The following is a 26,982-nucleotide window of genomic DNA, read 5'->3' as shown; positions in this document are numbered from 1 at the left end:
AGGTCGTGGACATGGAGAAGTACCACCTGGACGCCCGGGCCAACACCGTTCTCGACGAGCTGGTACGGGAGTTGACCCGTGACCTGCCGAGCGTGCACGACGCGGCGTTCCACGCGAAGGCCGCGGTGCTCGCGCACGAGCTGCCGCGGGAGCTGCGGGAAGCACTCGTCGGGTTCCGGCTCACCGAGCCGTCCGGCGGCTTCCTGCTGTCCGGCATCCGGATCAGCGAGGCGATAGGGCCCACCCCCGGCCACTGGCACCAGCCCGAGGGGGAGCGCTCGCCGGCGCTCAGGGAGGAGGGGTTCTTCGCCCTGTGCGCCCAGCTCCTGGGAGACCCGTTCGGTTACGCGACCTTGCAGAACGGGCTGCTGATGCACAACATCGTGCCCATCCAGGGGCACGAGAAGGAGCAGATATCCTCCGGTTCGGAGGAATTGCTGGAGTGGCACACAGAGGAGGCGTTCCACCCCTACCGGTCGGACTACACCGCGCTGATGTGTCTGCGCAATCCCTACAGCGCGCCGACCACGTACGCCGAGATCTCCGACCTCGACATCACGGACGAGGACCGCGCCGTCCTGCGCCGGCCGCTCTTCGCCACCAGGCCGAGCGGCTCGCACTCGGCGGAGCGCAACGCGTACACCACCCACCTGCCGCAGAGCAGGCACGCCCGGGCGCGGGAGAGCTTCGAGCGGATCGAGGAGCTGCACCGCAACCCGGTGGCCGTGAGCGTCCTGCTCGGTGACGAGGCCGACCCCTATCTGCGCGTCGACCCCGACTGCATGACCCCGCTGACCGAGGAGGCGGCCGGGGCGCTGGAGCGGTTGTGCGCCGAGATCAACCGCAAGATCCAGGACGTCGCCCTCGCGCCCGGTGACATCCTCTTCCTGGACAACGCCAAGGCGATCCACGGCCGTCGGCCGTTCAAGGCGCACTTCGACGGTTCGGACCGCTGGCTGAAGCGGATGAACATCACGCGCGACCTGCGACGTTCGCGGGCCCGACGGCTCTCGGCACACGACCGGGTCATCCAGTAGGGCCGGGCGCCCGGCGGCCCGGGCCGCGACGGACTCGTGCGGCGTGCGGTCCGGGCTGCCGGGCCGCACGCCGCACGGGCTCCCTCACCCCACGGCGAGCAGCAGGGGGAACGCCTCTCCGACCGAGGCCACGACCCGGGTGGGGGTCGGCGCCCCGGCGGGCAGCGGGCGTCCGCCGGAGACCCAGATCGTCGACATGCCCACGGCGGCCCCGCCCGCGATGTCGTGCTCCAGGGAGTCGCCGATCACCCAGGCCCCGTCCAGCCGGCCGGCCGCGCGATCGGCGACGAGCCGGAAGATCTCCGGGTCCGGCTTGCGCGATGTCTCGTCGTCGGCAAAGCACACCACGTCGAACAGGTCCGCCATGCCGTCCCGCATCTTCGGCTGCTGGTCCAGCGCCGTGCCGTTGGTCAGGAGCGCGGTCCGCCACCCGCGCGCACGCAGTTCTTCGAGGTTGTGCGCGACGCCGTCGAACGTACGGGAAAGGAGCGGTACCCGCTCCAGGAAAATGCTCCGCAGTTCATCCGGGGACTCCGTGAACCCGAAACGGTCGATGATGGCCTGGAAGGTTTCCCGCGGGGCAACAGGACGCTGTTGTTCCGCCCGGAGGAACTCCAATCCGTCCGCCCCGAGATTTCGCTGTTCGGTCAATTCGATGAACCACCGGTCCACCGCGCCCGCGCTGTCCACCAGGGTGTCGTCGAGATCGAATATGGCGAATTTATTCACGTACAGCCAATCGCTAAGTGGTCAATCGCTCTGTGGTACTGGGTGGCGCGGCACCGGTGTCCGCTACTCGCGGGCGCCCACCGGCGCCGGCAGGGCGTCCAGTTCGGCGAGGTCGGCCGCCGACAGGACCAGGTCGGCCGCCGCGGCGTTCTGTTCCAGGTAGCGGAGGGTCTTGGTGCCGGGAATCGGGATGACGTGCTCGCCCTGGGCGAGCAGCCAGGCCAGGGCGACCTGGGCCGAGGTGGCGCCGATGCGCTCGCCCACCGCGCGCACCCGCTCCACCAGCTCCGCGTTGGCGGCCATCGACTCCGCGGTGAACCGGGGCATGTCGGCTCGGAAGTCGTCGGCGTCCAGATCCGTGGGCGCGGTGTAGCGCCCGCCGAGCAGCCCGCTGCCGAGCGGTGAGTGGCACAGGAACGCGATGCCGTGCGCACGGCAGTACGGCACGACGTCGCCCTGGAAGTCGCGTGTGAACAGGGAGAACTCCGACTGCACGGCGGCGACCGGGTGGACGCCCCGGGCCCGCTCCACCTCGTCGGCGGACGCCTCGGAGATGCCGAGGGCGCGTACTTTGCCCTCGGTCGCCAGGTCCGCGAGCGCGCCCCAGCTCTCCTCCACCGGAACCCGGGGGTCCACGCGGTGCAGGAAGTAGATGTCCAAGTGGTCGGTGCCCAGGCGGCGCAAACTGCCCTCCAGGGCGGACCTGAGGTACTCCGGACGCCCGTCGAGGGCGAAGTCCTCCCCGTCGAACCGGACGCCGCCCTTGCTCGACAGCACCGCCTCGTGGCGCCGGCCGCGCAGGGCACGCCCGACCAGTTCCTCATTGGTGAAGGGGCCGTACACATCCGCCGTGTCGATCAGATTCACCCCCAGATCGAGCGCGCGGCGCACAACGGTCATGGAAGCCTCGTCGTCACGGCGCCGGGGGTCGTAGGCAAAGGACATCCCCATGGCACCCAGTCCTATTCGACCGACCGACGGCCCCTGAAAACCAAGTGCGGTTGTGCGCACGAAATATTCCTTTCGAGTGGGATATGAATGCACTGCCCTGCCGTCGCGCTCGCCATGAACCCGTGGCGGCACCCTCATCCGGATCAGCATAGAATCCGTGGACATGCGCTACAAGGCTTTCCGGAAAAGGAGGTTGACGCGCATGACGAGAGCCGGGGATTACCGGTGGTGACATCCGAAGGGCGGACCGCCCGGAACGCCGCCCGGAACCACAATTCCCGGCTCGCCGGGTAGCGGAAGACGGCGCCCGCCCGTGCTAGGAAGAGTCATGACCGAACGCGATGCGTACGACGCCGTCATCGTCGGCGGTGGTCACAACGGCCTGGTCGCCGCCGCCTACCTCGCCCGCGCCGGGCGCTCCGTGCTGCTCCTGGAGCGGCTCACCCGCACCGGCGGGGCCGCCGTCTCCAGCCGGCCCTTCCCCGGGGTCGACGCGCGGCTTTCGCGCTACTCCTACCTCGTCAGCCTCCTGCCGAAGAAGATCGTCCGGGATCTCGACCTGGACTTCAGGGTGCGCACCCGCACCATCTCCTCCTACACCCCGACCGAGCGCGCGGGCCGCCCGACCGGTCTGCTCGTCGGCGGCGGCGAGGCCCGCACCCGGCAGGCCTTCGCCCGGCTCACCGCAGGCCCCGGCGAGTACGAGGCATGGCGGAGCTTCTACGCCATGACCGGGCAGGTCGCCCGCCGCGTCTTCCCCACCCTCACCGAACCCCTGCCCAGCCGGGCGGAACTGCGGGCCCGCGTCGCCGACGACACCGCCTGGCGCACCCTGTTCGACGAGCCGATCGGCGCGGCGATCGAGGAGCGCTTCGCCGACGACCTGGTGCGCGGAGTCGTCCTCACCGACGCCCTCATCGGTACCTTCGCCGACGCCCACGACCCCTCCCTGCGACAGAACCGCTGCTTCCTCTACCACGTCATCGGTGGCGGCACCGGCGACTGGAACGTGCCCGTCGGCGGCATGGGCGCCCTCACCGGGGCCCTCGCCGACGCCGCGCGCGTCGCGGGCGCGCGGCTGCGCACGGGGTGCGAGGTGACGCGGATCGTCACCGACGGACAGCGAGGCGAGGTCACCTACCGCGAGGGCGACGGCGACGAGCGGACCGTCGCCGCCCGGCACGTGCTCGTGAACGCCTCCCCGCAGGCCCTCGCCGAGCTGCTCGGCGACGAGCCGCCCGCCCCCGCCGAAGGCGCCCAATTCAAGGTCAACATGCTGCTGAAGCGGCTGCCGAGGCTGCGCGACACGTCCGTCGACCCCCAGGACGCCTTCGCCGGTACGTTCCACATCGGCGAGGGGTACGAGGAGTTGGCGACGGCGTACGCCGAGGCCGCCGCCGGGGTCCCGCCCGCCGCGCCGCCCTCGGAGATCTACTGCCACTCGCTGACCGACCCGACGATCCTCGCCCCCGAACTGATCGAGCGCGGCCACCAGACCCTCACCCTCTTCGGACTGCACACACCCGCCCGGCTCTTCACCCGGGACAACGACGCGGTCCGCGCCCAGCTCCTGAAGTCCACGCTCGCCCGGCTCGACACGTATCTCGCCGAGCCGATCGCCGACTGCCTCGCGTCGGACGCCGAAGGCCGCCCCTGCGTCGAGGCGAAGACCCCGCTCGACCTGGAGCGCGACCTGCGTCTGCCCGGCGGCCACATCTTCCACCGCGATCTCGCCTTCCCCTACGCGGAGGAGGCCGGCGGGCGCTGGGGCGTGGAGACCCGGCACGCGAACGTCCTGCTGTGCGGGGCGGGCGCCGTGCGCGGCGGGGGAGTCAGCGGCATCCCCGGGCACAACGCCGCGATGGCCGCCCTGGGAGCGTGAACCGGTGGCGCACCCCGTGGTCCCGAGCCGGACGGCCGACGGCTCCGAGGTCCGCCCACTGAACTGACGCAGCATCAGAAAAGCCCTTCCCTCGTCCAGGCCACTGCGGCATCCTGCGCCCATGCAGACGGAGTTGAGCAGGAAACTGGGAGTCGAGCACGCCATCTTCGGCTTCACGCCCTTTCCCGCGGTGGCCGCCGCCATCAGCAGGGCGGGCGGGCTCGGGGTGCTCGGCGCGGTCCGCTACACGGCACCCGACGAACTGGCCAGGGACCTCGACTGGATGCAGGAGCACGTCGACGGCCGGCCGTACGGGCTCGACGTCGTCATGCCCGCCAAGAAGGTCGAAGGAGTCACGGAGGCCGACGTCGAGGCGATGATCCCCGAGGGGCACCGGCAGTTCGTCGAGGACACCCTCGCCGAGCACGGCGTGCCCGAGCTGGCCGAGGGCGAGGCGTCCGGCTGGCGCATCACCGGCTGGATGGAGCAGGTCGCCCGCGACCAGCTCGACGTCGCCTTCGACTACCCGATCGCCCTTCTCGCCAACGCCCTCGGCTCACCCCCGGCCGACGTGATCGCGCGCGCCCACGCCCACGACATCCTCGTCGCGGCCCTCGCGGGCAGCGCCCGGCACGCCCGCAAGCACGCCGAGGCCGGCATCGACGTCGTCGTCGCCCAGGGGTACGAGGCGGGCGGCCACACCGGCGAGATCGCCTCCATGGTGCTCACCCCCGAGGCCGTCGAGGCGGTCGCGCCGCTGCCGGTGCTGGCCGCCGGGGGCATCGGCAGCGGCGAGCAGATCGCCGCCGCGCTCGCGCTCGGCGCGCAGGGCGTGTGGCTCGGCTCCCTGTGGCTCACCACCACCGAGGCGGACCTGCACTCGCCCGCCCTGACCCGCAAGCTGCTGGCGGCCGGCTCCGGTGACACGGTCCGCTCCCGGGCGCTGACCGGCAAGCCCGCCCGCCAGCTGCGCACCCGGTGGACCGATGCCTGGGACGACCCGCGGAGTCCCGGCCCGCTGCCCATGCCGCTCCAAGGGCTCCTCGTCGCCGAGGCCGTGTCCCGCATCCAGAAGTACGAGGTGCCGGAGCTGCTCGGCACGCCGGTCGGGCAGATCGTCGGCCGGATGAACAGCGAACGCAGCGTCCAGGCCGTCTTCGACGACCTCACCCGCGGCTTCGAACGGGCCGTCGACCGGATCAACCGCATCGCGGGAAGAGGAGGCCGGTCGTGAGCGCCGCCGGGAGCACGCCCCAGAGCACACCCCCCAACGGCTTCTGGGCCCAGGCGACGGCCGACCCCGGCCGCACCGTGCTCATCGCGCCCGACGGCGAGCGGTGGACGGCGGGCCGCCTGCACGGCGTCGCGAACCAGCTGGTGCACGGGCTGCGGGCGGCCGGCCTGGAACGCGGCGACGCGTTCGCGGTCGTCCTGCCCAACGGCGTCGAGTTCCTCACCGCCTACCTCGCCGCCGCGCAGGCCGGCTTCTACCTCGTCCCCGTCAACCACCACCTGGTCGGCCCCGAGATCGCCTGGATCGTCGCCGACTCCGGTGCCAAAGTGCTGATCGCGCACGAGAGGTACGCCGAAGCGGCCACGGCGGCGGCCGACGAGGCGGCGCTCCCGGCCACCCACCGCTACGCCGCCGGTGACATACCCGGCTTCCGCCCCTATCGCCAACTCCTGGACGGGCGACCGGAGTCGGCGCCGCAGGAGCGCACCCTGGGCTGGGTCATGAACTACACCTCGGGCACCACCGGCCGTCCGCGCGGCATCCGCCGCCCGCTGTCCGGCAAGCTCCCCGAGGAGTCCCACCTCGGCGGGTTCCTCGGCATCTTCGGGATCAGGCCCTTCGACGACAACGTCCACCTGGTCTGCTCCCCGCTCTACCACACCGCCGTGCTCCAGTTCGCCGGCGCCGCCCTGCACATCGGCCACCCCCTGGTCGTCATGGACAAGTGGACGCCCGAGGAGATGCTGCGCCTCATCGACGCGCACAAGTGCACCCACACGCATATGGTGCCGACCCAGTTCCACCGCCTGCTCGCCCTGCCCGACGCCACGCGGGCCGCCCACGACGTGTCCTCCATGCGGCACGCCATCCATGGCGCCGCCCCCTGCCCCGACCACGTGAAACGCGCGATGATCGCGTGGTGGGGCGAGTGCGTCGAGGAGTACTACGCGGCCAGCGAGGGCGGCGGGGCCTTCGCCACCGCCCAGGACTGGCTCAAGAAGCCGGGCACGGTCGGAAAGGCCTGGCCCATCAGCGAGTTGGCGATTTTCGACGACGAGGGCAACCGGCTGGCGCCCGGCGAGCTGGGCACCGTCTACATGAAGATGTCCACCGGCGGATTCGCGTACCACAAGGACGAGTCGAAGACGAGGAAGAACCGCATCGGTGACTTCTTCACCGTCGGCGACCTCGGCCTCCTGGACGAGGACGGCTATCTGTTCCTGCGCGACCGCAAGATCGACATGATCATCTCGGGCGGGGTCAACATCTACCCCGCCGAGATCGAGTCGGCGCTGCTCGCCCACCCCGCGGTCGCCGACGCCGCCGCGTTCGGCATCCCGCACGACGACTGGGGCGAGGAGGTCAAGGCCGTCGTGGAGGTCGCCGGGGGCCGGGCCGCCGACGACGCCCTCGCCGCCGAGATCCTCGCCCACTGCGAGCGCCGTCTCGCCGGCTACAAGCGGCCCAAGAGCGTCGACTTCGTGGAGACGATGCCCCGCGACCCGAACGGCAAGCTGTACAAGCGGCGGCTGCGGGAACCGTACTGGGAAGGCCGCGAGCGCCCGATGTGAGCGTGGGCGGGGCCGGGTCACCCGGCGGCGACCCGGCCCGTGCGCTCAGCGGCGCTCGCGCACCCGCACCACCTTCAGCGCCGGATCGCCGAGGATGTCCTTCTCGCAGAAGCGGGACGTCACCCAGCGCTCCTTGGCGTACAGCCGCGTCTGATCGCTGTGGTGCGGCGAGTTGGGGTCGGCGGACTGGGAGTACGTCAGCAGCGTCCGGGCGCGTGGGCAGCGGCCGTCGTCCCAGCCGACCGCCTGGATGTGGCTCGACCCGTGCGCGACCTCGGTGTAGCCGGCCTTCGGGTCCCACACCGGCTCGATCTTGTTCCAGACACCGAGGGACTCCGTGCCGCCGTGGACCGGGACGCGCCGCCCCTTGCGTACGACGTACTGGTTCGCGCCCAGCGGGGCGTCGAGGGCGATCCCGGCGGCCTTCAGCTCGCTCACCGCGTCCGCCAGCGCCGTCGGGAAGCCGGGCGCGGAGGTGTCGAGGGTGTTCGGTGTGCGCACGGGGTCGGCCGCCGAGAACGGCACCTTCCACATCCGCGTCTGCGACCCGGCCGGCGCCGTCAGCTTGCGCCAGAAGCGGTCGAAGAGCAGCGCGCCCCGGCTCCCGGTGTCCATCGTGTGGTCCCAGCGTGCCAGGACCCGGCACGCCTGGCGCACGTCGACGGCCTTGCCGTCGCTGCCGGTCGCGGTGCCCCCGGGTAGTGCCGCACAGGCCCGCGCGGTGTCGTCGGCCGCGAGATCCGCCGCGGGCACACGGTTCGCGAACTGCTGGCGTTGCAGGTCGGCGACCGTGAGACGGCCCTTCTCCGCCATCGCGGCGACATCCTCGATGGCCCCACGCGTACGCATCGAGCGCTGGGTGCCGATCGTGCCGAAGACCCGCTCGTAGCCGGTGATCGGGCGGTCGGCGTTGGTCAGCCAGGCGCTGTCGTTGGAGTTCTCCGCGTAAGGGGCATTCTTGAGTGTCGGCATCCTGGAGGGGCCGAAGACGCCGGGCTGCAGCGCGTCCTTGTCGGAGCCGAGCGCGCACGAGCCGCGCGAGCCGTCGAGCACGGCCACGCCCGACGCCGGGTAGGTGACCTTGCCCAGGGGCGTGCTGCACCGCTGCGCCAGGTCGTCGGTGATGCGGGGCAGCACCTGCGACTGGGTGAGCAGCGAGTGGCCGCGCCGGTCCGCCGCGACGGTGTTCACCCAGGGCAGCCCCTGCGTGTCGCGCAGCGCCCGCAGGATGCCCGCGGTGGAACGGGCCCTGCCGAAGCCGAGGTCGGTGTCGCTGCCGCGCAGGTTCACGGCGTTGGGGTCGTTGAGCGCGTACGCCGTGGTCGAGGACCAGGGCAGGGGCAGCTGCGGGCCGAGGCCGGTGACGACGGGACCGTAGCGGGTCCACCACTGGGTGCGGGTGACCGGGGCGCCGTCCTCGACGGGCACCGTCACGGTGCGCTTCGTCATCTTGTGCGGTGTGCCGTCGATCACGTAGGTGGTCGGGTCGGCGGCGTCCAGCGTGAGCTGGTGCAGGTTCAGGGTGACCCCGCTCGCCACGGTGTGGCTCCACGCCACGTCGCCGTTGAAGCCGATGTTGACCACGCCGGTGCCGAGCAACGAGGCTCCGGAGACGTTCAGTTCGCCCGGGATGGTCTGCTGCGACTGCCAGAAGCGGCGCCCGCCGTGCCAGGGGTAGTGCGGGTTGCCGAGCAGCAGTCCCTTGCCGTTCGCGGTGACCTGGCCGCTGAACGCGACGGCGTTGGAGCCCATGTCGGCGTCCTGCGCGGAGAACAGCTCCCGGGCCGCCTTCGCCGAGCGGCGCGGATCGGCCGTCCGCTCCGCGCTCCGGGCGCCCGGCGGGCGGGCGGCCGTGATGCCGTCGATGCCGCGCCCCTGCCCGCCGAGCACCTGCACGGCGTAACCCTGCCGGGCCACGTCGAGGGCGGTGATCGGACGGACCCAGTCGGCCTTCGCACAGGCCGGATCGGTGACGCGGTTCTGCTTCAGCCAGGCGTTGTAGCCCGCCGCGAAGCCCCGCATCAGCTCCTTCGCCCGGCGGCTCGGTCCCCGCGGGGCGGGCTGCTCCAGGAGTTTCTCCACGGTGCCCGCCTCGCGTACGCCGCGGAAGTAGAGGTCGCTGGCGAGGTTCGTGGACGCCGAGGAGAGGGCCGTGCCGGGAGCGGCCTCGGGTCCGAAGTGGCGCGAGCGCTCGCCGCGTACGGTCACGTACCCGTCGGCGAGCGTGCACACCTGGTCGGCGGCCTGCGCCCAGCCGGTGCCGAAGCCGAGGTCCGCGTAGTCCTCGGCGACGATGTGCGGAATGCCGTACTGCGTGTAGCGGATGGTGGCGTGCAGGCCGCCGCCCGCGGGGTGGGCGTCCCGCGGTGCGGCCGACGCGCCGGCCGGCAGCAGGGCCACGGCGGTCAGCAGGGTGACTCCGGCGGCGGCCAGTCGTCTCGTACGGGTAGGCAAGGGTGCCTCCCAACAGCGTTGACGGTAGGGGCGGTTGAGCGTACCAAGCGGTATGTCATCTGTGTCGTGCCTTGACCGGACCGTCGCGGGCCCCGAGGATCACGCCATGACGGGTGTACGCGACAACACGGTCGACGCGGTCCTGCGCCGCAGCGCGCGCCGCACGCCGCGGCGCACGGCGCTGCACTACGGCGAGCGGTCCTGGACCTACGAGCGGCTCGACGACGCCGTCTCGCGCGCGGCCCGGGCGCTGCGCGACCACGGGCTCACCCCCGGCGAGCGGGTCGCCGCCTACGCGCACAACTCCGACGCCTATCTGATCGGCTTCCTCGCCTGCGCGCGGGCGGGCCTGGTCCATGTGCCGGTCAACCAGAACCTGACCGGCGACGACCTCGCGTACATCGTCCGCCAGTCCGGCAGCTCCCTCGTCCTCACCGATCCGGATCTCGCGGGGCGCCTGCCCGCCGGTGTGCCGACCCTGCCCCTGCGGGACGCGGCCGGCTCCCTGCTCGCGCGGCTCGCCACCGCGCCCGCGTACGAGGGGCAGGGGCCCGGCGGCGGCGACCTGGCGCAACTGCTCTACACCTCGGGCACGACCGCGAGGCCGAAGGGCGCCATGATGTCGCACCGCGCCCTCGTCCACGAGTACGTGAGCGCGATCGTCGCCCTCGACCTGAAGGGCGACGACCGGCCCGTCCACTCGCTGCCGCTCTACCACTCGGCGCAGATGCACGTCTTCCTCATGCCCTACCTCGCGGTCGGCGCCGAGAACACCGTCCTCGACGCACCCGACGCCGAGCGGATCTTCGACCTGGTCGAAGCGGGGCGCGCCGACAGCCTGTTCGCTCCGCCGACCGTCTGGATCGCCCTCGCCGGCCACCCCGACTTCGCCACCCGCGACCTCGGCGCGCTGCGCAAGGCGTACTACGGGGCGTCGATCATGCCGGTGCCCGTCCTGGAACGGCTGCGGGCCCGGCTGCCCGGGCTCGGCTTCTACAACTGCTTCGGGCAGAGCGAGATCGGGCCGCTCGCCACCGTCCTCGGCCCGGACGAGCACGAGGGCCGCATGGACTCCTGCGGCCGGCCCGTCCTGTTCGTGGAGGCACGCGTCGTCGACGAGAGCGGCCACGAGGTGCCGGACGGCACGCGCGGCGAAGTCGTCTACCGCTCACCGCAGTTGTGCGACGGTTACTGGGACAAGCCGCGGGAGACCGCGGAGGCCTTCCGCGACGGCTGGTTCCACTCCGGCGACCTCGCGGTACGGGACGCGGACGGTTGCTTCACCGTGGTGGACCGCGTCAAGGACGTCATCAACTCCGGGGGAGTGCTCGTCGCCTCGCGGCAGGTCGAGGACGCGCTGTACGAGCACGCGGGCGTCGCGGAGGCGGCCGTGATCGGACTGCCGGACGAGCGCTGGATCGAGGCGGTCACCGCCGTCGTCGTCCGCAGGGACGACGAGCTGACGGAGGACGCCCTCATCGCCCACGCTCGCACGCGGCTCTCCTCCTTCAAGGCCCCGAAACGGATCCTCTTCGTGGACGAACTGCCGCGCAACGCCAGCGGAAAGATCCTCAAACGAGAACTGCGGGACCGCTTCGGCGGATCATGAGCCCTCCTGGGCCCGCCCAGGGCGCCGACCGGGCCGTGACCCCGCGAGGGGGGCGGCTCACGGCCGCTCCCGCAGGTCCACGATCCGCTTGAACTTGCCGACCGAGCGTTCCAGCGTCTCCGGGTCCACGATGTCGACGCCGACCGAGACGCCGATGCCGTCCTTGACCGCCGCCGCGATCTCGCGGGCCGCGGCCTCGCGCCGCTGCGGCGGGGTGTCCGCGCGCGCCTCGGCCCGTACCGTCAGGGCGTCCATGCGTCCCTCGCGGGTCAGGCGCAGCTGGAAGTGCGGGGCGACGCCCGCCGTGCGCAGCACGATCTCCTCGATCTGCGTGGGGAAGAGGTTCACGCCGCGCAGGATCACCATGTCGTCGCTGCGGCCCGTCACCTTCTCCATCCGCCGGAAGACCCGCGCGGTGCCGGGAAGCAGCCGTGTGAGGTCACGGGTGCGGTAGCGGATCACCGGCATCGCCTCCTTGGTGAGCGAGGTGAACACCAGCTCGCCGCGCTCCCCGTCCGGCAGGACCTCGCCCGTGATCGGATCGACGACCTCGGGGTAGAAGTGGTCCTCCCAGATGTGCAGCCCGTCCTTGGTCTCCACGCACTCCTGCGCGACGCCCGGCCCGATCACCTCCGAGAGTCCGTAGATGTCGACGGCGTCGATCGCGAACCGCTCCTCGATCTCGCGCCGCATTTCCTCCGTCCACGGCTCCGCACCGAAGATCCCGACCCGCAGCGACGTCGTACGCGGATCGACGCCCTGCCGCTCGAACTCCTCCAGGAGCGTGAGCATGTACGAGGGGGTCACCATGATGATCTCGGGGCGGAAGTCCTGGATCAGCCGCACCTGGCGGGCGGTCATCCCACCGGACGCGGGGACCACCGTGCAGCCGAGCCGCTCCGCGCCGTAGTGCGCGCCGAGCCCCCCGGTGAACAGGCCGTACCCGTACGCCACATGGATCATGTTCCCCGGTCTGCCGCCCGCGGCCCGGATCGAGCGCGCCACCACGTCGGCCCACATGGACAGGTCGCGCTCGGTGTACCCGACGACCGTGGGCAGGCCGGTCGTGCCGCTGGACGCGTGCAGCCTGCGCACCTCGGACCGCTCCACCGCGAACATCCCGAACGGGTAGTTGGCGCGCAGGTCGTCCTTGGTGGTGAAGGGGAACAGCGCCAGGTCGGCGAGCGAACGGCAGTCGTCGGGGCGCAGGCCCGCCTTGTCGAACGCCGCCCGGTAGAACGGGACCTTCTCGTACGCGCGCAGCAAGGTCTCCTGGAGGCGTTCGAGCTGCAGCGCCCCGAGCTCCTCGGGGCCGAGCCGTTCCGCCGCGTCCAGCTCCAGCGGCGTACGCGCCATAAGGGGTTCCCCCGTCCCGAACGGGCGACCGATCATTCGGTCGACGATCTTCCGTGAGGTCAGTAATCCAGGCCGGGCGGTGGGCGTCAAGGGATCGCGCACGACCGTTTCACGCAGGTGGGCCGGGTACGGAGGCGTTGCTCCGCGGGTCCGGGGGTGTGATGATCATCGGCATGCCGGTATTCAGCGCGTACGACGGGACCCAGTTGGCCTACCACGAGAAGGGGGAGGGGGAGCCGCTGCTCTGCCTGCCCGGCGGCCCCATGCGGGCCTCCGTCTACCTCGGGGACCTCGGCGGTCTCACGGCGCACCGCCGCCTCATCCTGCTCGACCTGCGCGGCACGGGCGACTCCGCGATCCCGGACGACGTCTCGACGTACCGCTGCGACCGGCAGACCGACGACGTCGAGGCGCTGCGCGAGCACCTCGGCCTCGACCGGGTCGACGTGCTCGGCCACTCCGCGGGCGGCGACCTCGCCACGCTGTACGCGGCCCGCCACCCCAAGAGGATCCGCACCCTCGTCCTCGTCACCCCGGCCACGCTGGCCGTCGGCGGCACCGTCACCGACGAGGACCGCCGCGAGGCGGCCGCGCTGCGCAAGGACGAGCCCTGGTACCCGGCGGCCGAGACCGCGCTGCGCGAGATCGCGCAGGGCCGCGCGCCCTCCGCGGGCTGGGAGGCCATCGCGCCGCTCACCTACGGGCGCTGGGACACGGCGGCCCAGGAACACCGGGCGCGGAGCACGGCCCAGAAGAACCTGGCGGCGTCCGAGGCGTACTACGGCGAGGCGTCCTTCGATCCGCCCGCGACCCGCGCCGCCCTCGCGGCGGTCGCCGCGCCGGTGCTCGTCCTCGCGGGGGCCTACGACGGCGGGCCGAGCCCGGCGCGCGCCGAGGAGCTGGCCGCCCTCTTCCCGCACGGTGTGTGCCAAGTGCAGCCGGGCGGCGGGCACTTCCCGTGGCTGGACGACGCGGAGTGGTTCGTGCGGCGGGTGGCGGGGTTCCTCGCGCAGCACTGAAGGGCCCTCTCCAGGCGGCCGGGGGGGGACTCATGCACTGGGCCCCCCGGCGATCACCCGCAGCCGCCCGCCGCCACCGCCTTGGCCCACCGGTAGTCCGCCTTGCCGCTGGGAGAGCGCTGGATGTGGTCCGTGAGGACCACCCTGCGCGGGATCTTGTAGCCGGCGAGCAGCGCGCGACAGTGGGCCTGGACCGCCGCCAGATCCAACGGGGGTGCGCCGCGGCGAAGTTGGATGACGGCGGCGACGGCGACGCCCCAGCGCTCGTCGGGCACGCCGGCCACCAGTGCGTCGTACACGTCCGGATGTGACTTGAGGGCCTGCTCGACCTCCTCCGGATACACCTTCTCGCCACCGGTGTTGATGCACTGCGAGCCGCGGCCGAGGACGGTGACGACGCCGGTCTCGTCGACGGTCGCCATGTCGCCGAGCAGTACCCAGCGCTCCTCGCCCTTCTGGAAGAACGTCTCGGCGGTCTTCGCCGGGTCGTTGTAGTAGCCGAGCGGCACATGGCCGCGCTGGGCGAGGCGACCGGGCTCGCCCACCGCGACCGGCTCGTGGGTCACCGGGTCCACCACCTTCGTACGGTCGTTGACCGCCAGGCGAAAGCCCCTGACCGGGCCCGAGTCGTCCGTGGCCCTGCCGTTCGAGCCGGATTCGGAGGAACCGAAGTTGTTCAGGACCAACACGTCGGGCACCAGTTCCTGGAACTGCGCGCGCACCGTCTCGGACATGATCGCCCCGGACGAGGAGACGCTGAACAGCGACGAGAGGTCGGTGCCCTTGAGGGGGCCGCGCAGCGCGTCGACGAGCGGCCTGAGCATCGCGTCGCCCACCAGGGACACGCTGGAGACCTTCTCCCGCTCGATGGTGCGCAGCACCTCTTCGGGCACGTACTTGCGGTGCAGCGCCACGCGCTGGCCGTAGTTGAAGGCGATGAACGAGGTCAGCGTGGAGGTGCCGTGCATGAGCGGGGGCGTCGGGAAGAAGGTGAGGCCCGGCCCGCCCGCCGCGACGCGCTCGGCCAGCTCCTCGGGCCGCTTCACCGGTGCGCCCGCCGGGTCGCCGCCGAAGAGCCCCGCGAAGAACAGGTCCTCCTGGCGCCACATGACGCCCTTGGGCATCCCGGTCGTGCCGCCGGTGTAGATGATGAACAGGTCGTCGGGGGAGCGCGGCCCGAACCCCCGCTCCGGTGAGCCCGCCGCCTCCGCCGCTTCGAAGGCCGGCGCGTCGAGCGCGGGCGCGTCGGCGGGCGGCGCCCCCACCCGGATCACGTGCCGCAGTTTCTCCGCGCGCGGCAGCGCCGCCGCGACCCGCCCGGTGAACTCGCCGTCGAACACGAGCGCCGCGAGGTCCGCGTCGCGGTAGAGGTAGACCAACTCCTCGGCCACGTAGCGGTAGTTGACGTTGACCGGCACGAGCCGGGCCTTCAGGCAGGCCAGCACCGTCTGGAGGTACTCGACGCCGTTGTACAGATGCAGGCCCAGGTGCTCGCCGGGCCGCAGCCCGGAGTCGATCAGGTGGTGGGCGAGGCGGTTGGCCGCCGCGTCCAGCTCGGCGTAGGTCAGCCGGCGCTCGGCGCCCGTACCGGGGTGGTCGAGGTAGACGAGTGCCTCACGGCCCGGGACCACGTCGACGACCGACTCGAACAGGTCGGCAAGGTTGTACTCCACCGCACTCCTCCTGACCCCGGCGTCCGATGCCGCCGTCTCCCGCGACATCCGCTCCGGCGGTCATCAGAGCAGAGGCGCCCACAACTGGGAAGTGGCGCCGCAAAGGAAAACTGACTGGGTGTCAGAAAGGTATTGAACTGGCTCCCTGCCTACTGCAACCTGTTCCAGGTCCGAGAAGCGACAGGCCGGCCGTACGGCGGCCGTCGACGGAGGGAGCACGGCACATGGCCGGGACGGAACACCTCTCCGTGCGGCGCGAAGGCGCCACACTGATCCTCACGCTCAACAGGCCCGAAGCGAAGAACGCCCTCTCGCTGCCGATGCTCGTGGGCCTCTACGACGGCTGGGTGGCCGCCGACGAGGACGACACCGTCCGCTCCGTCGTGCTGACCGGCGCGGGCGGCGCGTTCTGCGCGGGCATGGACCTCAAGGCCCTCGCCGGCAAGGGGATGGAGGGCGAGCGGTACCGCGACCGGCTGACGGCCGACCCCGACCTGCACTGGAAGGCGATGCTGCGCCACCACCGGCCCCGCAAGCCGGTCATCGCCGCCGTCGAGGGCCACTGCGTGGCCGGCGGCACGGAGATGCTCCAGGGCACGGACATCCGTGTCGCGGGACGGTCGGCGACCTTCGGCCTCTTCGAGGTCCGGCGCGGCCTCTTCCCCATCGGGGGCTCTACCGTGCGGCTCCCCCGCCAGATCCCTCGTACGCATGCCCTGGAGATGCTGCTCACCGGGCGGCCCTACTCGGCGGCCGAGGCGGCGGCGATCGGCCTGATCGGTCATGTGGTGCCGGACGGCTCGGCGCTGGAGAAGGCCCTGGTCATCGCCGAGCAGATCAACGCGTGCGGGCCGCTCGCCGTGGAAGCGGTCAAGGCCTCCGTGTACGAGGCCGCCGAGATGAGCGAGGAGGCCGGGCTCGCGGCCGAGCTGAAGAGGGGGTGGCCCGTCTTCGACACCGCCGACGCGAAAGAGGGCTCCAGGGCCTTCGCGGAGAAACGGGTGCCCGTGTTCCGGCGGGCGTAGGACGTTCCGCCGGCCGCGGGCCCGCCGTGGCCGGTCGCACCGTTTCCCGCGCCCCCCTCGGGCGCCTTCCCGTTCACCGAGTGCAATGGAGTCCGCCCATGGCATCCGCCTCTTCCCCCGATGTGCTGCGCGCTCCTCTCGTCGTGGAGTTTCCCTTCACGCGGTCCCTCGGGCCCGTGCAGAGCGCGTTCCTGACCGGGCTGCGCGAACGCACCGTCCTCGGCGTCAAGACCGTCGACGGGCGCACGCTCGTGCCGCCCGTCGAATACGACCCGGTGACCGCCGACGAGATACGCGACCTCGTGGAGGTCGCTGCCACCGGCACCGTGACCACCTGGGCCTGGAACCACGAACCCCGCCGGGGCCAGCCCCTCGGCACCCCCTTCGCCTGGGTCCTGGTGAGACTGGACGGCGCCGACACCGCCCTGCTCCACGCCCTCGACGCCCCCGGCCCGGACGCCGTGCGCACCGGCATGCGCGTCCGCATCCGCTGGGCCGGCGAACGCGTGGGCGCCATCACGGACATCGCCTGCTTCGAGCCGTACGAGGGAGAGGAAGCGGAGCCGCGACCCGGCCCGCACACGGGGGAGTTCGAGAATCCCGTCACCGGGATCGTCGCCTCCGCACGCCTCGACTACACCTACTCGCCCGGCCGCGCCCAGAGCGCCTACCTCCACGCACTCTCCGAACGGAAGACCGTCGGCGAACGCTGCCCGGCCTGCCACAAGGTGTACGTCCCGCCCCGGGGCGCCTGCCCCACCTGCGGGCTCGCCACGACGGAACGGGTGGAGGTCGGCCCGCGCGGCACCGTCACGACGTACTGCATCGTCAACATCAAGGCGAAGAACCTCGACATCGAAGTCCCCTACGTCTACGCCCACATCGCCCTGGACGGCGCCGACCTCGCGCTGCACGCACGCATCGCCGGCATCCCCTACGACGAAGTGCGCATGGGCCTGCGCGTCGAACCCGTATGGACGGAAGGCGGCCGCCACCCCGACCACTACCGCCCCACAGGCGAACCCGACGCCGACTACGACACGTACAAGGAGCTGGTCTAGATGGCGCCGCCGAAGCCCTCCGTGACGCGTCCCGCCCGTGCGGTCGCCGTCGTCGCCTTCGCGCAGACCGACCACCGGCGCTCCACCGACGACCTGTCGGAAGTCGAGATGCTCATGCCGGTCCTCCACGAGGTCCTCGCCGTCACCGGCCTCAGGACCAGCGACATCGGCTTCACCTGCTCCGGCTCCTGCGACTACCTCGCGGGCCGCGCCTTCTCGTTCACCATGGCGCTCGACGGGGTGGGCGCCTGGCCGCCGATCTCCGAGTCGCACGTCGAGATGGACGGCGCCTGGGCCCTGTACGAGGCGTGGACGACCTTGCAGACCGGCGAGGCGGACACGGCGCTCGTCTACTCCTACGGCAAGTCCTCGCCCGGCTCCGTACGCGACGTGCTGACCCGCCAGCTCGACCCCTACTACGTGGCGCCCCTGTGGCCCGACTCCGTGGCGCTCGCCGCGCTCCAGGCACAGGCACTCATCGACGCGGGCGAGACCGACGAGCCCGCGCTGGCCGCAGTCGCACGCCGCAGCCGGGCCGACGCCGCCGCCAACTCCCACGCGCAGCTGCGAGGCGCGGTCCCGCAAGGGGAGTACGTCGTACGTCCGCTGCGCACCGGCGACTGCCCGCCGGTCGGCGACGGGGCCGCCGCCGTCATCCTCGCCGCGGGGGAGCGGGCCCGCGACCTGTGCGAGCGGCCCGCGTGGATCCAGGGCATCGACCACCGCGTCGAGGCGCACGGCCTCGGGGTGCGCGACCTCACCGACTCGCCGTCCACCCGCCTGGCCGCCGAGCGCGCCGGAGTCTTCGAACAGCCCGTGGACACCGCTGAAGTGCACGCTCCCTTCAGTTCCCAGGAGGTCGTCCTGCGCAAGGCGCTGAAGCTCGGCGACGACGTCACCGTCAACCCGTCCGGCGGCGCGCTCGCCGCCCACCCCATGATGGCCGCCGGACTCATCCGGATCGGTGAGGCCGCCGCCCGGATCCACCGGGGCGCCTCGAACCGCGCCGTCGCCCACGCGACGTCCGGGCCCTGCCTCCAGCAGAACCTGGTCGCCCTCCTGGAAGGAGACGCCCGATGAGCAGTTCGCCAAGCGGCCCGGTGGGTGGTTCGGCGGGCAAGGAGCCCGTGGCCGTCGTCGGGATCGGGCAGACCAGGCACGTGGCGGCCCGCCGCGACGTATCGATCGCCGGCCTCGTGCGCGAGGCGGCCCGGCGAGCGCTGGCGGACGCCGAGTTGGCGTGGCCGGACATCGACGCCGTCGTCATCGGCAAGGCGCCCGACTTCTTCGAGGGCGTCATGATGCCGGAGCTGTACCTCGCCGACGCCCTCGGCGCCGTCGGAAAACCCATGCTCCGCGTGCACACGGCCGGTTCCGTCGGCGGCTCCACGGCGCTCGTCGCCGCCAACCTCGTCGCGGGCCGCGTCCACGGCACCGTCCTCACCCTCGCCTTCGAAAAACAGTCGGAATCCAACGCGATGTGGGGCCTCTCGCTGCCCATCCCCTTCCAGCAGCCGCTCCTCGCCGGGGCGGGCGGCTTCTTCGCCCCGCACGTACGTGCCTACATGCGCCGCACCGGTGCCCCCGACACGGTCGGCTCCCTCGTCGCGTACAAGGACCGCCGCAACGCCCTGAAGAACCCCTACGCGCACCTCCACGAACACGACATCACCCTGGAGAAGGTCCAGGCCTCGCCCATGCTCTGGGACCCGATCCGCTACTCGGAGACGTGCCCCTCCTCCGACGGCGCCTGCGCGATGGTCCTCACCGACCGGGCGGGCGCGGCCCGTTCACCCCAACCGCCCGCCTGGCTGCACGGCGGCGCGATGCGCAGCGAGCCGACGCTCTTCGCCGGCAAGGACTTCGTCTCCCCGCGGGCCGGCAAGGACTGCGCGGCCGACGTCTACCGCCAGGCGGGCATCACCGAGCCGCGCCGGGAGATCGACGTCGTCGAGATGTACGTGCCGTTCTCCTGGTACGAGCCGATGTGGCTGGAGAACCTCGGCTTCGCGGCCGAGGGCGAGGGCTGGAAGCTCACCGAGTCCGGCGTGACGGAACTCGACGGCGACCTGCCCGTCAACATGTCCGGCGGCGTCCTCTCGGCCAATCCGATCGGTGCCTCAGGCATGATCCGCTTCGCGGAGGCGGCACTTCAGGTGCGCGGCCAGGCGGGCGAACACCAAGTCGACGGAGCGCGCAGGGCACTTGGGCACGCCTACGGCGGCGGCGCCCAGTTCTTCTCCATGTGGCTCGTCGGGGCCGAGCCGCCCACCTCCTGACATCGACCGGCGCGACGGTGGCCGCGGTCCTCGCGTCGCGGCCTGTGCGGCGCGGGAGGCGAAAGCTAGGCTGGCGCCGGACGACGCAATTCGGGAGGAGCACGGACGTGGCCGAAAGCACCACTCAGCAGCATCCGCTCGCGGGCTGGGACAAGCCGGAGCTCGACCTCAGCGCCGCCGACTGGCGGTCGAGCAGTGAGGGGCACGGGGACGTGGAGATCGCCTTCGTCGAAGGCTTCGTCGCGATGCGCAACAGCGGCCGGCCCGAGAGCCCGTCCCTGATCTTCACCCCGGCGGAGTGGGGCGCCTTCGTGCACGGCGCCCGTGCGGGAGAGTTCGACCTGACCTAGCGAGCCGAAGCGCCGCGGCGCGAGGGCCTCTCTTCCGGATCTTGCCGGGCTCGCGGCGTCCGGCACGCACTCCCCCACGCCTGAAGGGCGCGGGGGGACCCCCATCCGCGTTGTCGTCGGTCGCCGATGCTCCGCATCGACTCCCTCCTCCGCCTTGCGATCGCCCGCACCGGACGCCGCCCCCTGATCCGGCCTGATCCGAAAGCGGGGCCCTAGTGGAGTACGACGCAGCCCTTGCTTTCGAGCGTCCGCAGGAGCCCTCCGTCGACGTGGGTGTCGTTCCAGCGCAGATCCAACTTCTCCAAGGAGGGCAACTCGGCCAGCCAGTGCGGAAGCTGGCGCACCCGGTTGCCCCGAAGGTCGACGCGGCGCAGCAGGGGCAGCCCGCGCAGGGTCTCCGGGACGGCGGTGAAGGCGTTCTCGCGCAGCTCGATCTCCCGAAGGGAGGCCAGGTGCCGTACGCCGTCGGGAAGAGAGGTGAGACGGTTGCCGCGCAGCCACAGCTCACGCAGCGCGGCGAGCGCGCCGATCGTGTCCGGCAGGTGGGTCAACTGGTTGTGCTGGGCGCGCAGTTCCACCAGGCCGGTGAGGGCGCCGACGGAGTCGGGAAGGGAAGTCAGGCGGTTCTCGCCGACGTTCAGGTAGCCGAGCCGGGTGAGCCGGCCGAGTGAGGCGGGCAGCTCGGTGAGCTGATTGTCGTGGAGATAGAGGAAGCGGCTCAACGCCGGGAGATCGCCCAGCTCGGCCGGGACGGCGCGCAGCCTGTTGTGACCGAGGTCGAGGGTGTGCAGCGCGGTGAGCGTCCCGATGCGGACGGGGACGGCGGTGAGGGCGTTGTCGGGCAGGAGCAGGACCTCAAGGCGCGGGTGGCGCCAGACCTCCTCCGGCACCTCGCTGAGACCGCCGTGCCAGTAGTCCAGGACCGAGGTGTCGGCCGCTGCGGTGCTGTGGCCGCCATGGCCGTCACCGCGGTCAACTTCGCTCCCGTTCACTGCGTCCCCTCTGGTCTCACTGCCGTTCGCCCCGTCGGCGTCGATCCCGCGGCGCTGCCGTCGGCCGCTGCCGGTGTCACCGCCGCTGACGCTATCCTTCGGCGCATTGCCGTCGGCCTCCCGGCGGTTCCGTAGGCCACCGCCGGCCTCGCCCCCGTGCTCCGCACCGCCGCCGACCTCGCGGCCGTTCGGCACGTGGCCGTCCATTTCACCGCTGGTCAGCACCCTGCCGTCGGCCTCGCCACCCACGTCCATCCCGCCCCTGTCCGCCATGCCGCTGCCCCTCGCCTTGCCGCCCGGCACTTCGGCGACCCCGGCCGACGGAACCCGGCGAGGCGCCAGGACGGGCCCACTCGATGGTGGGGGCCGGTGGATCGACCCGGGGGGCGGTTGGACGCGGCCCACCCAGGCCCACCGGCGATCACCGGCCGCGAGCCTACCGGCACGGGCCCGGCGGGTGCCGAGGGCGTGCGGGCCGACCGGTGGGGGCGGCGAACGGTCGCGCCCCCGCGTCGGCGGGCACCGGCGGCCACGTACCATGGGCGCATGTCCTTCCTCCGCCGCCGCAGCTCCGCCACCCCCGCGGGCCCGGACTTCGATGTCCTGGCCATGGACCCCGGTGACTGGCCCGGCAATCTCGGCGCGGGCCTGCTGCCCGCCCCCGACGGCAGCTGCCAGGGCGTCTTCCTGCGCTACGACCTGTTCGGCGGGCGCGGCCCAGCCATGATCATCGGCAATCTCCCCGAGGGCGCCCCCGCGCGCGAGACCGCCGAGGGCGAGGTGCCCTTCGAGGTGGCCCAGCTGCTCCTGGCGCTGGAGAACGACGAGGACATCACGGTCGTCTCCACGGAGGACATCCCGGTGATGCAGGGCGACAACCTCCTCATCGTGCGCCGCCTGAAGCTCTCCGAGAGCCGCATCTCATGCGTGCAGTTCGACCGCAGCGACAACGTCCTGGTGACCATCGCCGCCTGGGACCGGCCGATCACCGACGACCTGTACGCCCTTTTGAAGCCACTGCCCGCTGAGCTCTTCCAGCAGGGCTGAGCACCCCCACCGGGGCCCGGGCGCGTCCGGCACCCCCCATTGGTCCAAGCACCGCCCCGTTCCGTCCAGGGAACGGGGCGGTGCTGCGTCTTGCCACGCCAGCCATCGGACTTTTAACGTGGCCCCTCATGACTCAGGGGAGCACGCGAGGGGCCACCGTGAAGTCCGCGCTCGGCGGCGAGGCCGCTCTCGCGGCGGGTGAGGGCGCGCTGGTCGACGTCCAGGCGGCCGAGCCGGCGGAGACGGCAGAGGAGCGCGGGCCTCACACATCGGATGAATTATCGCTCTGGTACACCACTCCCGCCGAGGACTGGGAGCGCGAGGCCCTCCCCATCGGCAACGGCGCCCTCGGCGCGATGGTCTTCGGCACCCTCGCCCGCGAACGGCTCCAGTTCAACGAGAAGACCCTGTGGACCGGCGGCCCCGGCTCGCGGGAGGGCTACGACTTCGGCAACTGGCGCACCCCGAGACCCGGCGCCCTCGACGCGGTGCGCGGCGAACTGGACGAGAAGGGCCGGCTCACCCCCGACGCCGTCGCCGCCCGGCTGGGCCAGGCCCGTCGGGGCTACGGCGCCCACCAGGCCTTCGGTGATCTGTACATCGACGTGCCCGGCGCCCCGGCCGCCCCGGACACCGGCTACCGCCGCGCCCTCGATCTCGACCAGGGCCTCGCGACCGTCACCTACCGCCACCAAGGCGTGTGCCACCACAGGGAGTTCTTCGCCTCGCACCCGCACGGCGTGCTCGTCGGCCGGCTCTCCGCGGACCGCGCCGCCCGGATCACCTGCACCCTGAGCCTCGCCTCACCGCACACCGGCCACACCGTGACGGCGCACGGCGACCGCACCACCGTACGAGGTGAACTCGCCGACAACGCCCTGAAGTTCGAAGCTCAGCTCAGGGTCGCGCACCAGGGCGGCACCCGCGTCGTACACGACGACGGCAGCGTCACGGTCACCGGCGCCGACCACGTGTGGTTCGTCCTCGCCGCCGGCACCGACTACGCCGACACCTACCCCGACTACCGGGGCGAGGACCCGCACTCCGCCGTCACCCGCGCCGTCGACAGGGCGATCGACGCGGGCCACGCGGCGCTGCGCGTCCGCCATCTGCGCGACCACCGCGCCCTGTTCGGCCGCGTGGACCTCGACCTCGGCCAGGTGCGGCCCGCCGACGTGCCCACGGACCAACTGCTCGCCCGCTACGGGACAGGGGCCGGCGCCGCCGACCGCGCGCTCGAAGCGCTGTTCTTCCAGTACGGGCGCTACCTCCTCATCGCCTCGTCGCGCGCCGGCTCACTGCCCGCCCACCTCCAAGGCGTCTGGAACAACAGCGCCACCCCGCCGTGGTCGGCCGACTACCACACCAACATCAACCTCCAGATGAACTACTGGCCCGCCGAGAGCGCCAATCTCGCGGAGACCACCGCCCCCTACGACCGGTTCGTCCAGGCCCTGCGCGCACCCGGACGCCGCACGGCCGAGGAGATGTTCGGCAGCCGCGGCTGGGTGGTGCACGACGAGACCAACCCCTTCGGCTTCACCGGCGTCCACGACTGGGCGACCGCCTTCTGGTTCCCGGAGGCCGCCGCCTGGCTCACCGCCCAGCTCTACGAGCACTACCGCTTCGGCGGCTCCACCGACTATCTGCGGACCACCGCCTACCCGGTGATGAAGGAAGCCGCCGAGTTCTGGCTGGACAACCTCCGCACCGACCCGCGTGACGGCACGCTCGTCGCCGGCCCCGGCTACTCCCCGGAGCACGGCGACTTCACCGCGGGTGACGCCATGGCCCAGCAAATCGTCCACGACCTGCTCACCAACACCCTGCAAGCCGCCCGCGTCCTCGGCGACTCGGCCGCCTTCCGGGCCGAACTGGAAGGCACCCTCGACCGGCTGGACCCCGGCCTGCGCATCGGCTCCTGGGGCCAGCTCCAGGAGTGGAAGGCCGACCTGGACGACCCGGACGACGACCACCGGCACGTCTCCCACCTCTACGCCCTGCACCCCGGCCGCCTGATCGAACCCGGCAGCCCGTGGGCCGAGGCGGCGAAGGTCTCCCTCACCGCCCGGGGCGACGGCGGCACCGGCTGGTCCAAGGCATGGAAGATCAATTTCTGGGCGCGGCTGCACGACGGCGACCACGCGCACCAAATGCTCGGCGAACAGCTGAAGTCCTCCACGCTGCCCAACCTGTGGGACACCCACCCGCCGTTCCAGATCGACGGCAACTTCGGCGCGACCGCGGGCATCGTCGAGATGCTCCTGCAGAGCCACCACGACGTGATCGAGATCCTGCCCGCACTGCCCGCGAGCTGGCCGGAGGGATCCGTGCGCGGCCTGCGCGCACGCGGTGGCGCGACCCTCGACATCAGCTGGGTCTCGGGACGCGCCACCCGTATCGCCCTGACGGCATCGCGCAGCCGCGAACTCACCGTGCGCAGCAGCCTCCTGCCGGACGGCACGACGACCTTCAAGGCCCGCGCCGGACAGCGCTACGTCTTCGACCGGGCCGGACCCGCGCCCGGCCGGCCCGGCCCCACGGCGTCATGAGGTCGACGGCATCACCCGTACGTCCGCCGCCCGCACATAGCCGATGCGGTGCCCGTACTGGATCACGTAGTACATGTCCTTGCCCCGCACCACCGTGTGCCGGGCGGTGTCGAACGTCGGCGCGTAGAAGTACTCGCCCGGCACCTTGTCGCCCACCACGTACCTCTGACCCGCCAGGATCTTGTACGGCAGCGGGGAGACCGCCTGCACGGGCACGCCCGCCGGGTACGCCTCCTTCTCCGGGTACGCGCGCCCGTACACCGGGACCTCGCCCGCCCCGGCCTTCGGCGTCACCACGAGCCCCTTGGCGTGCACGGCGGTCGGCTGGTCGGCCGGGTTCTTGAACCAGGCCTTCTGCCCCAGGTACCAGACGGCCGTCCACTCGCCCTGGCGGTCCGCGACCGCGTACTGCTGGCCGGTGGACAGCCGCGCGCCGACGTCGTTCACGTCGGTCGTGGAGTCCTGGCCGCCGGGACGCTTGCCGATGTCCTTGATCAGCGGCGCGTCGTCACGCGGCGCGGTGTGCACGCGCACCGCCGCCGAACCGTGCGGCACACACGTCTCGGTCGGCTTCACGCAGCCCGTATACAGCGGCCTGTTCGCCGCGTACTCGGGAGCGACCGTCACCAGACCGCCCTTCGGGCCCGCCGTGCGGTGGAACGGCTTGCCGAGCAGGGTGAAGTAGTGCTGCCAGTCCCAGTACGGGCCCGGGTCGGTGTGCATCCCCGGGATCGTGGAGGAGACCGTGCCCTGGACGTTGTCGTGGCCGAGGATGTGCTGCCGGTCCAGCGGAATGCCGTACTTCTTCGCGAGGTACTTCACCAGCCGCGCCGACGCGCGGTACATCGCCTCCGTGTACCAGGTGTCGGGGGCGGTCAGGAAACCCTCGTGCTCCAGACCGATCGACTTGGCGTTGACGTACCAGTTGCCCGCGTGCCAGGCGACGTCCTTGGCCTTCACGTGCTGGGCGATGAGGCCGTCCGTGGAGCGCAGGGTGTACTGCCAGGACACATAGGTCGGGTCCTGCACCATGTTCAGGACGCCCTCCCACCTGCCCTCGGTGTCATGGACGATGATCGAGTCGATGCTCTGGCTCTTGGGCCGGTCCGACAGGTCGTGGTTGCCGTAGTCCGGATTCCCGTTGGGGTCCTTGAACTCCTCGTACGGCGCCGGGATCCACTCGCAGGACACCGTCCTCGGGCACTCCGTCTCGCCCGCGTCGACCTCGCGCAGCCCCATCCGCTCGAGCTGCGCCGGGTCGGGCCGCAGTCCGGGCCGGGCCGGGAGCGTCACGCGCTGGCCCGCGTCCGTGGTGCGCCGCTCCCCGTCGCGGATGACGGCGAACACGTCATTGGCGTACGTCGCCGCCGTCGCCTCGTCGTCGGCCCCGGAGAAGCGGGCGATCGCGCCGTACCAGTCGGCGGGGTCGGCACTGAGGGGCTTGCCGAGCCGCTGCTGGGCCGCGGCGAGCAGGGCGGCACCGCCCGCCACGTTCGCGGCCGCGTCGGTACGCAGCTCCGCGGCGGGCAGACCGGTCAGTTCCGCCGCGCGCGGCAGGGTCATGAGCCGCGCCGGCAGCCGCGACTCCTCGGGCACCTTCGTCCTCGGCGGCGGCATCGGGCGCGAGGTGTCCCCGCGCGGGTCCTCCGACCCCTCGCCGTGGTGCGGGGCCGAGGCGAGCGCGGTGCGCGCGTCGGTGAGATGCATCGGGCCGTAGCCACCGGTGACGCTGGCCGCGCCGCCGTGCGCGTCCCAGCGGGACTGCAGATACGAGACGCCGAGCAGCACACTCCGCGGCACGCGGTACTGGTCGGCGGCGGACGCGAAGGCGTCCTGCAACTGGGTGGACGTCGGCTGGGGCGCGCCGGACGACGGGGCCGCGCCGAGCAGCGGCACGAGCAGCCCGGCGGACGCGAGGGCGCCCGCCGTCCTGATGGTGCGTCTGCGCGCCGACGAGGTACGGGCGGTGGTTCCTCGCAATGCAGCCTCCTGGGACTTCAGGGCCGATGAAGCGTGGCGGGGCGTGCGGGGCCGGGCGTGCGTCAGTGGTACCCGCTGGCCGACGATCCGTCAATCATGCCCAGCAGAGGGGATTTCCCATGTCAGCGCCGGTTCCGGCGGGTCACGGGCCCGCTTTCGTGCGGACAGGCGCCGCCGCCTG

Annotated in this window: 20 protein-coding genes; 13 read left to right on the top strand and 7 right to left on the bottom strand. The window is 72.1% G+C overall.

Annotation, left to right across the window (positions count from 1 at the left end; translation table 11 throughout):
- Positions 1-11: 11 nt before the first annotated feature.
- Positions 12-1,037 (top strand): guanitoxin biosynthesis L-enduracididine beta-hydroxylase GntD, encoded by a 1,026-nt coding sequence (gene gntD, locus ACZ5GP_RS01175; protein ID WP_468748760.1) that lies wholly within the window; start codon positions 12-14, stop codon positions 1,035-1,037.
- Between the two features lie 84 nt (positions 1,038-1,121).
- Here the strand turns inward: gntD and ACZ5GP_RS01170 are convergent, their stop codons facing one another.
- Positions 1,122-1,766 (bottom strand): HAD family hydrolase, encoded by a 645-nt coding sequence (locus tag ACZ5GP_RS01170; RefSeq protein WP_468748759.1) that lies wholly within the window; start codon positions 1,764-1,766, stop codon positions 1,122-1,124.
- Positions 1,767-1,829: 63 nt separating this feature from the next.
- Positions 1,830-2,777: an aldo/keto reductase gene (locus ACZ5GP_RS01165; RefSeq protein ID WP_468748758.1), complete on the bottom strand. Its 948-nt coding sequence runs from the start codon at positions 2,775-2,777 to the stop codon at positions 1,830-1,832.
- Between the two features lie 268 nt (positions 2,778-3,045).
- Here ACZ5GP_RS01165 and ACZ5GP_RS01160 point away from each other — a divergent pair, with 268 nt between their 5' ends.
- The 3 genes from ACZ5GP_RS01160 (at position 3,046) to ACZ5GP_RS01150 (ending at position 7,404) form a co-directional block, all read left to right on the top strand.
- Entirely contained in the window at positions 3,046-4,599 is a 1,554-nt protein-coding gene (locus ACZ5GP_RS01160; protein ID WP_468748757.1) for a phytoene desaturase family protein, read from the top strand.
- A gap of 121 nt (positions 4,600-4,720) precedes the next feature.
- Positions 4,721-5,833: a nitronate monooxygenase gene (locus ACZ5GP_RS01155; protein WP_468748756.1), complete on the top strand. Its 1,113-nt coding sequence runs from the start codon at positions 4,721-4,723 to the stop codon at positions 5,831-5,833.
- Positions 5,830-7,404 (top strand): acyl-CoA synthetase, encoded by a 1,575-nt coding sequence (locus ACZ5GP_RS01150; RefSeq protein WP_468748755.1) that lies wholly within the window; start codon positions 5,830-5,832, stop codon positions 7,402-7,404. Before ACZ5GP_RS01155 ends, ACZ5GP_RS01150 begins: the two co-directional genes overlap by 4 nt.
- Before the next feature lie 45 nt (positions 7,405-7,449).
- On the opposite strand, the gene ACZ5GP_RS01145 is transcribed toward ACZ5GP_RS01150, so the two are convergent.
- Positions 7,450-9,858 carry a penicillin acylase family protein gene (locus ACZ5GP_RS01145; RefSeq protein WP_468748754.1) on the bottom strand — a complete coding sequence of 803 codons (2,409 nt, stop codon included), beginning with the start codon at positions 9,856-9,858 and terminating at the stop codon, positions 7,450-7,452.
- 106 nt (positions 9,859-9,964) lie between these two features.
- Here ACZ5GP_RS01145 and ACZ5GP_RS01140 point away from each other — a divergent pair, with 106 nt between their 5' ends.
- Positions 9,965-11,467, top strand: coding sequence for an acyl-CoA synthetase (locus tag ACZ5GP_RS01140; protein ID WP_468748753.1), 1,503 nt, complete (start codon positions 9,965-9,967; stop codon positions 11,465-11,467).
- A gap of 57 nt (positions 11,468-11,524) precedes the next feature.
- On the opposite strand, the gene paaK is transcribed toward ACZ5GP_RS01140, so the two are convergent.
- Entirely contained in the window at positions 11,525-12,823 is a 1,299-nt protein-coding gene (paaK, locus tag ACZ5GP_RS01135; RefSeq protein ID WP_468748752.1) for a phenylacetate--CoA ligase PaaK, read from the bottom strand.
- 173 nt (positions 12,824-12,996) lie between these two features.
- Here paaK and ACZ5GP_RS01130 point away from each other — a divergent pair, with 173 nt between their 5' ends.
- Positions 12,997-13,842: an alpha/beta fold hydrolase gene (locus tag ACZ5GP_RS01130; protein ID WP_468748751.1), complete on the top strand. Its 846-nt coding sequence runs from the start codon at positions 12,997-12,999 to the stop codon at positions 13,840-13,842.
- Between the two features lie 53 nt (positions 13,843-13,895).
- Here ACZ5GP_RS01130 and ACZ5GP_RS01125 read toward each other — a convergent pair whose 3' ends face one another.
- Positions 13,896-15,515, bottom strand: a complete 1,620-nt coding sequence (locus tag ACZ5GP_RS01125; RefSeq protein WP_468748750.1) for an acyl-CoA synthetase — start codon at positions 15,513-15,515, stop codon at positions 13,896-13,898.
- A 224-nt stretch (positions 15,516-15,739) separates the two neighbouring features.
- Between ACZ5GP_RS01125 and ACZ5GP_RS01120 the strand changes: the two genes are divergently transcribed.
- The 5 genes from ACZ5GP_RS01120 to ACZ5GP_RS01100 all read left to right on the top strand — a co-directional run bounded on the left by ACZ5GP_RS01120 (position 15,740) and on the right by ACZ5GP_RS01100 (position 20,230).
- Positions 15,740-16,540, top strand: a complete 801-nt coding sequence (locus ACZ5GP_RS01120; protein ID WP_468748749.1) for a crotonase/enoyl-CoA hydratase family protein — start codon at positions 15,740-15,742, stop codon at positions 16,538-16,540.
- A gap of 98 nt (positions 16,541-16,638) precedes the next feature.
- Positions 16,639-17,601 (top strand): Zn-ribbon domain-containing OB-fold protein, encoded by a 963-nt coding sequence (locus ACZ5GP_RS01115; protein WP_468748748.1) that lies wholly within the window; start codon positions 16,639-16,641, stop codon positions 17,599-17,601.
- Complete coding sequence (locus tag ACZ5GP_RS01110) at positions 17,602-18,681, top strand: thiolase domain-containing protein (protein WP_468748747.1); 1,080 nt, start codon at positions 17,602-17,604, stop codon at positions 18,679-18,681.
- Entirely contained in the window at positions 18,678-19,880 is a 1,203-nt protein-coding gene (locus ACZ5GP_RS01105) for a thiolase domain-containing protein (RefSeq protein ID WP_468748746.1), read from the top strand. Before ACZ5GP_RS01110 ends, ACZ5GP_RS01105 begins: the two co-directional genes overlap by 4 nt.
- 107 nt (positions 19,881-19,987) lie before the next feature.
- Complete coding sequence (locus ACZ5GP_RS01100; protein WP_468748745.1) at positions 19,988-20,230, top strand: DUF397 domain-containing protein; 243 nt, start codon at positions 19,988-19,990, stop codon at positions 20,228-20,230.
- A 212-nt stretch (positions 20,231-20,442) separates the two neighbouring features.
- Here the strand turns inward: ACZ5GP_RS01100 and ACZ5GP_RS01095 are convergent, their stop codons facing one another.
- Positions 20,443-21,495, bottom strand: coding sequence for a leucine-rich repeat domain-containing protein (locus ACZ5GP_RS01095; protein WP_468748744.1), 1,053 nt, complete (start codon positions 21,493-21,495; stop codon positions 20,443-20,445).
- A gap of 273 nt (positions 21,496-21,768) precedes the next feature.
- On the opposite strand from ACZ5GP_RS01095, the gene ACZ5GP_RS01090 reads away from it, so the two are divergent.
- Positions 21,769-22,269 (top strand): hypothetical protein, encoded by a 501-nt coding sequence (locus tag ACZ5GP_RS01090; protein ID WP_468748743.1) that lies wholly within the window; start codon positions 21,769-21,771, stop codon positions 22,267-22,269.
- Between the two features lie 128 nt (positions 22,270-22,397).
- Complete coding sequence (locus ACZ5GP_RS01085) at positions 22,398-24,821, top strand: glycoside hydrolase family 95 protein (protein WP_468748742.1); 2,424 nt, start codon at positions 22,398-22,400, stop codon at positions 24,819-24,821.
- On the opposite strand, the gene ACZ5GP_RS01080 is transcribed toward ACZ5GP_RS01085, so the two are convergent.
- Positions 24,816-26,801, bottom strand: coding sequence for an N-acetylmuramoyl-L-alanine amidase (locus tag ACZ5GP_RS01080; RefSeq protein ID WP_468748741.1), 1,986 nt, complete (start codon positions 26,799-26,801; stop codon positions 24,816-24,818). The two genes, ACZ5GP_RS01085 and ACZ5GP_RS01080, sit on opposite strands and share 6 nt — an antisense overlap.
- Between the last annotated feature and the right edge of the window lie 181 nt (positions 26,802-26,982).

The sequence above is a fragment of the Streptomyces sp. NPDC031466 genome (assembly GCF_055581265.1).
Note: the sequence above shows the minus strand (reverse complement) of the source record. Positions and strands in the feature narration are given on the sequence as shown.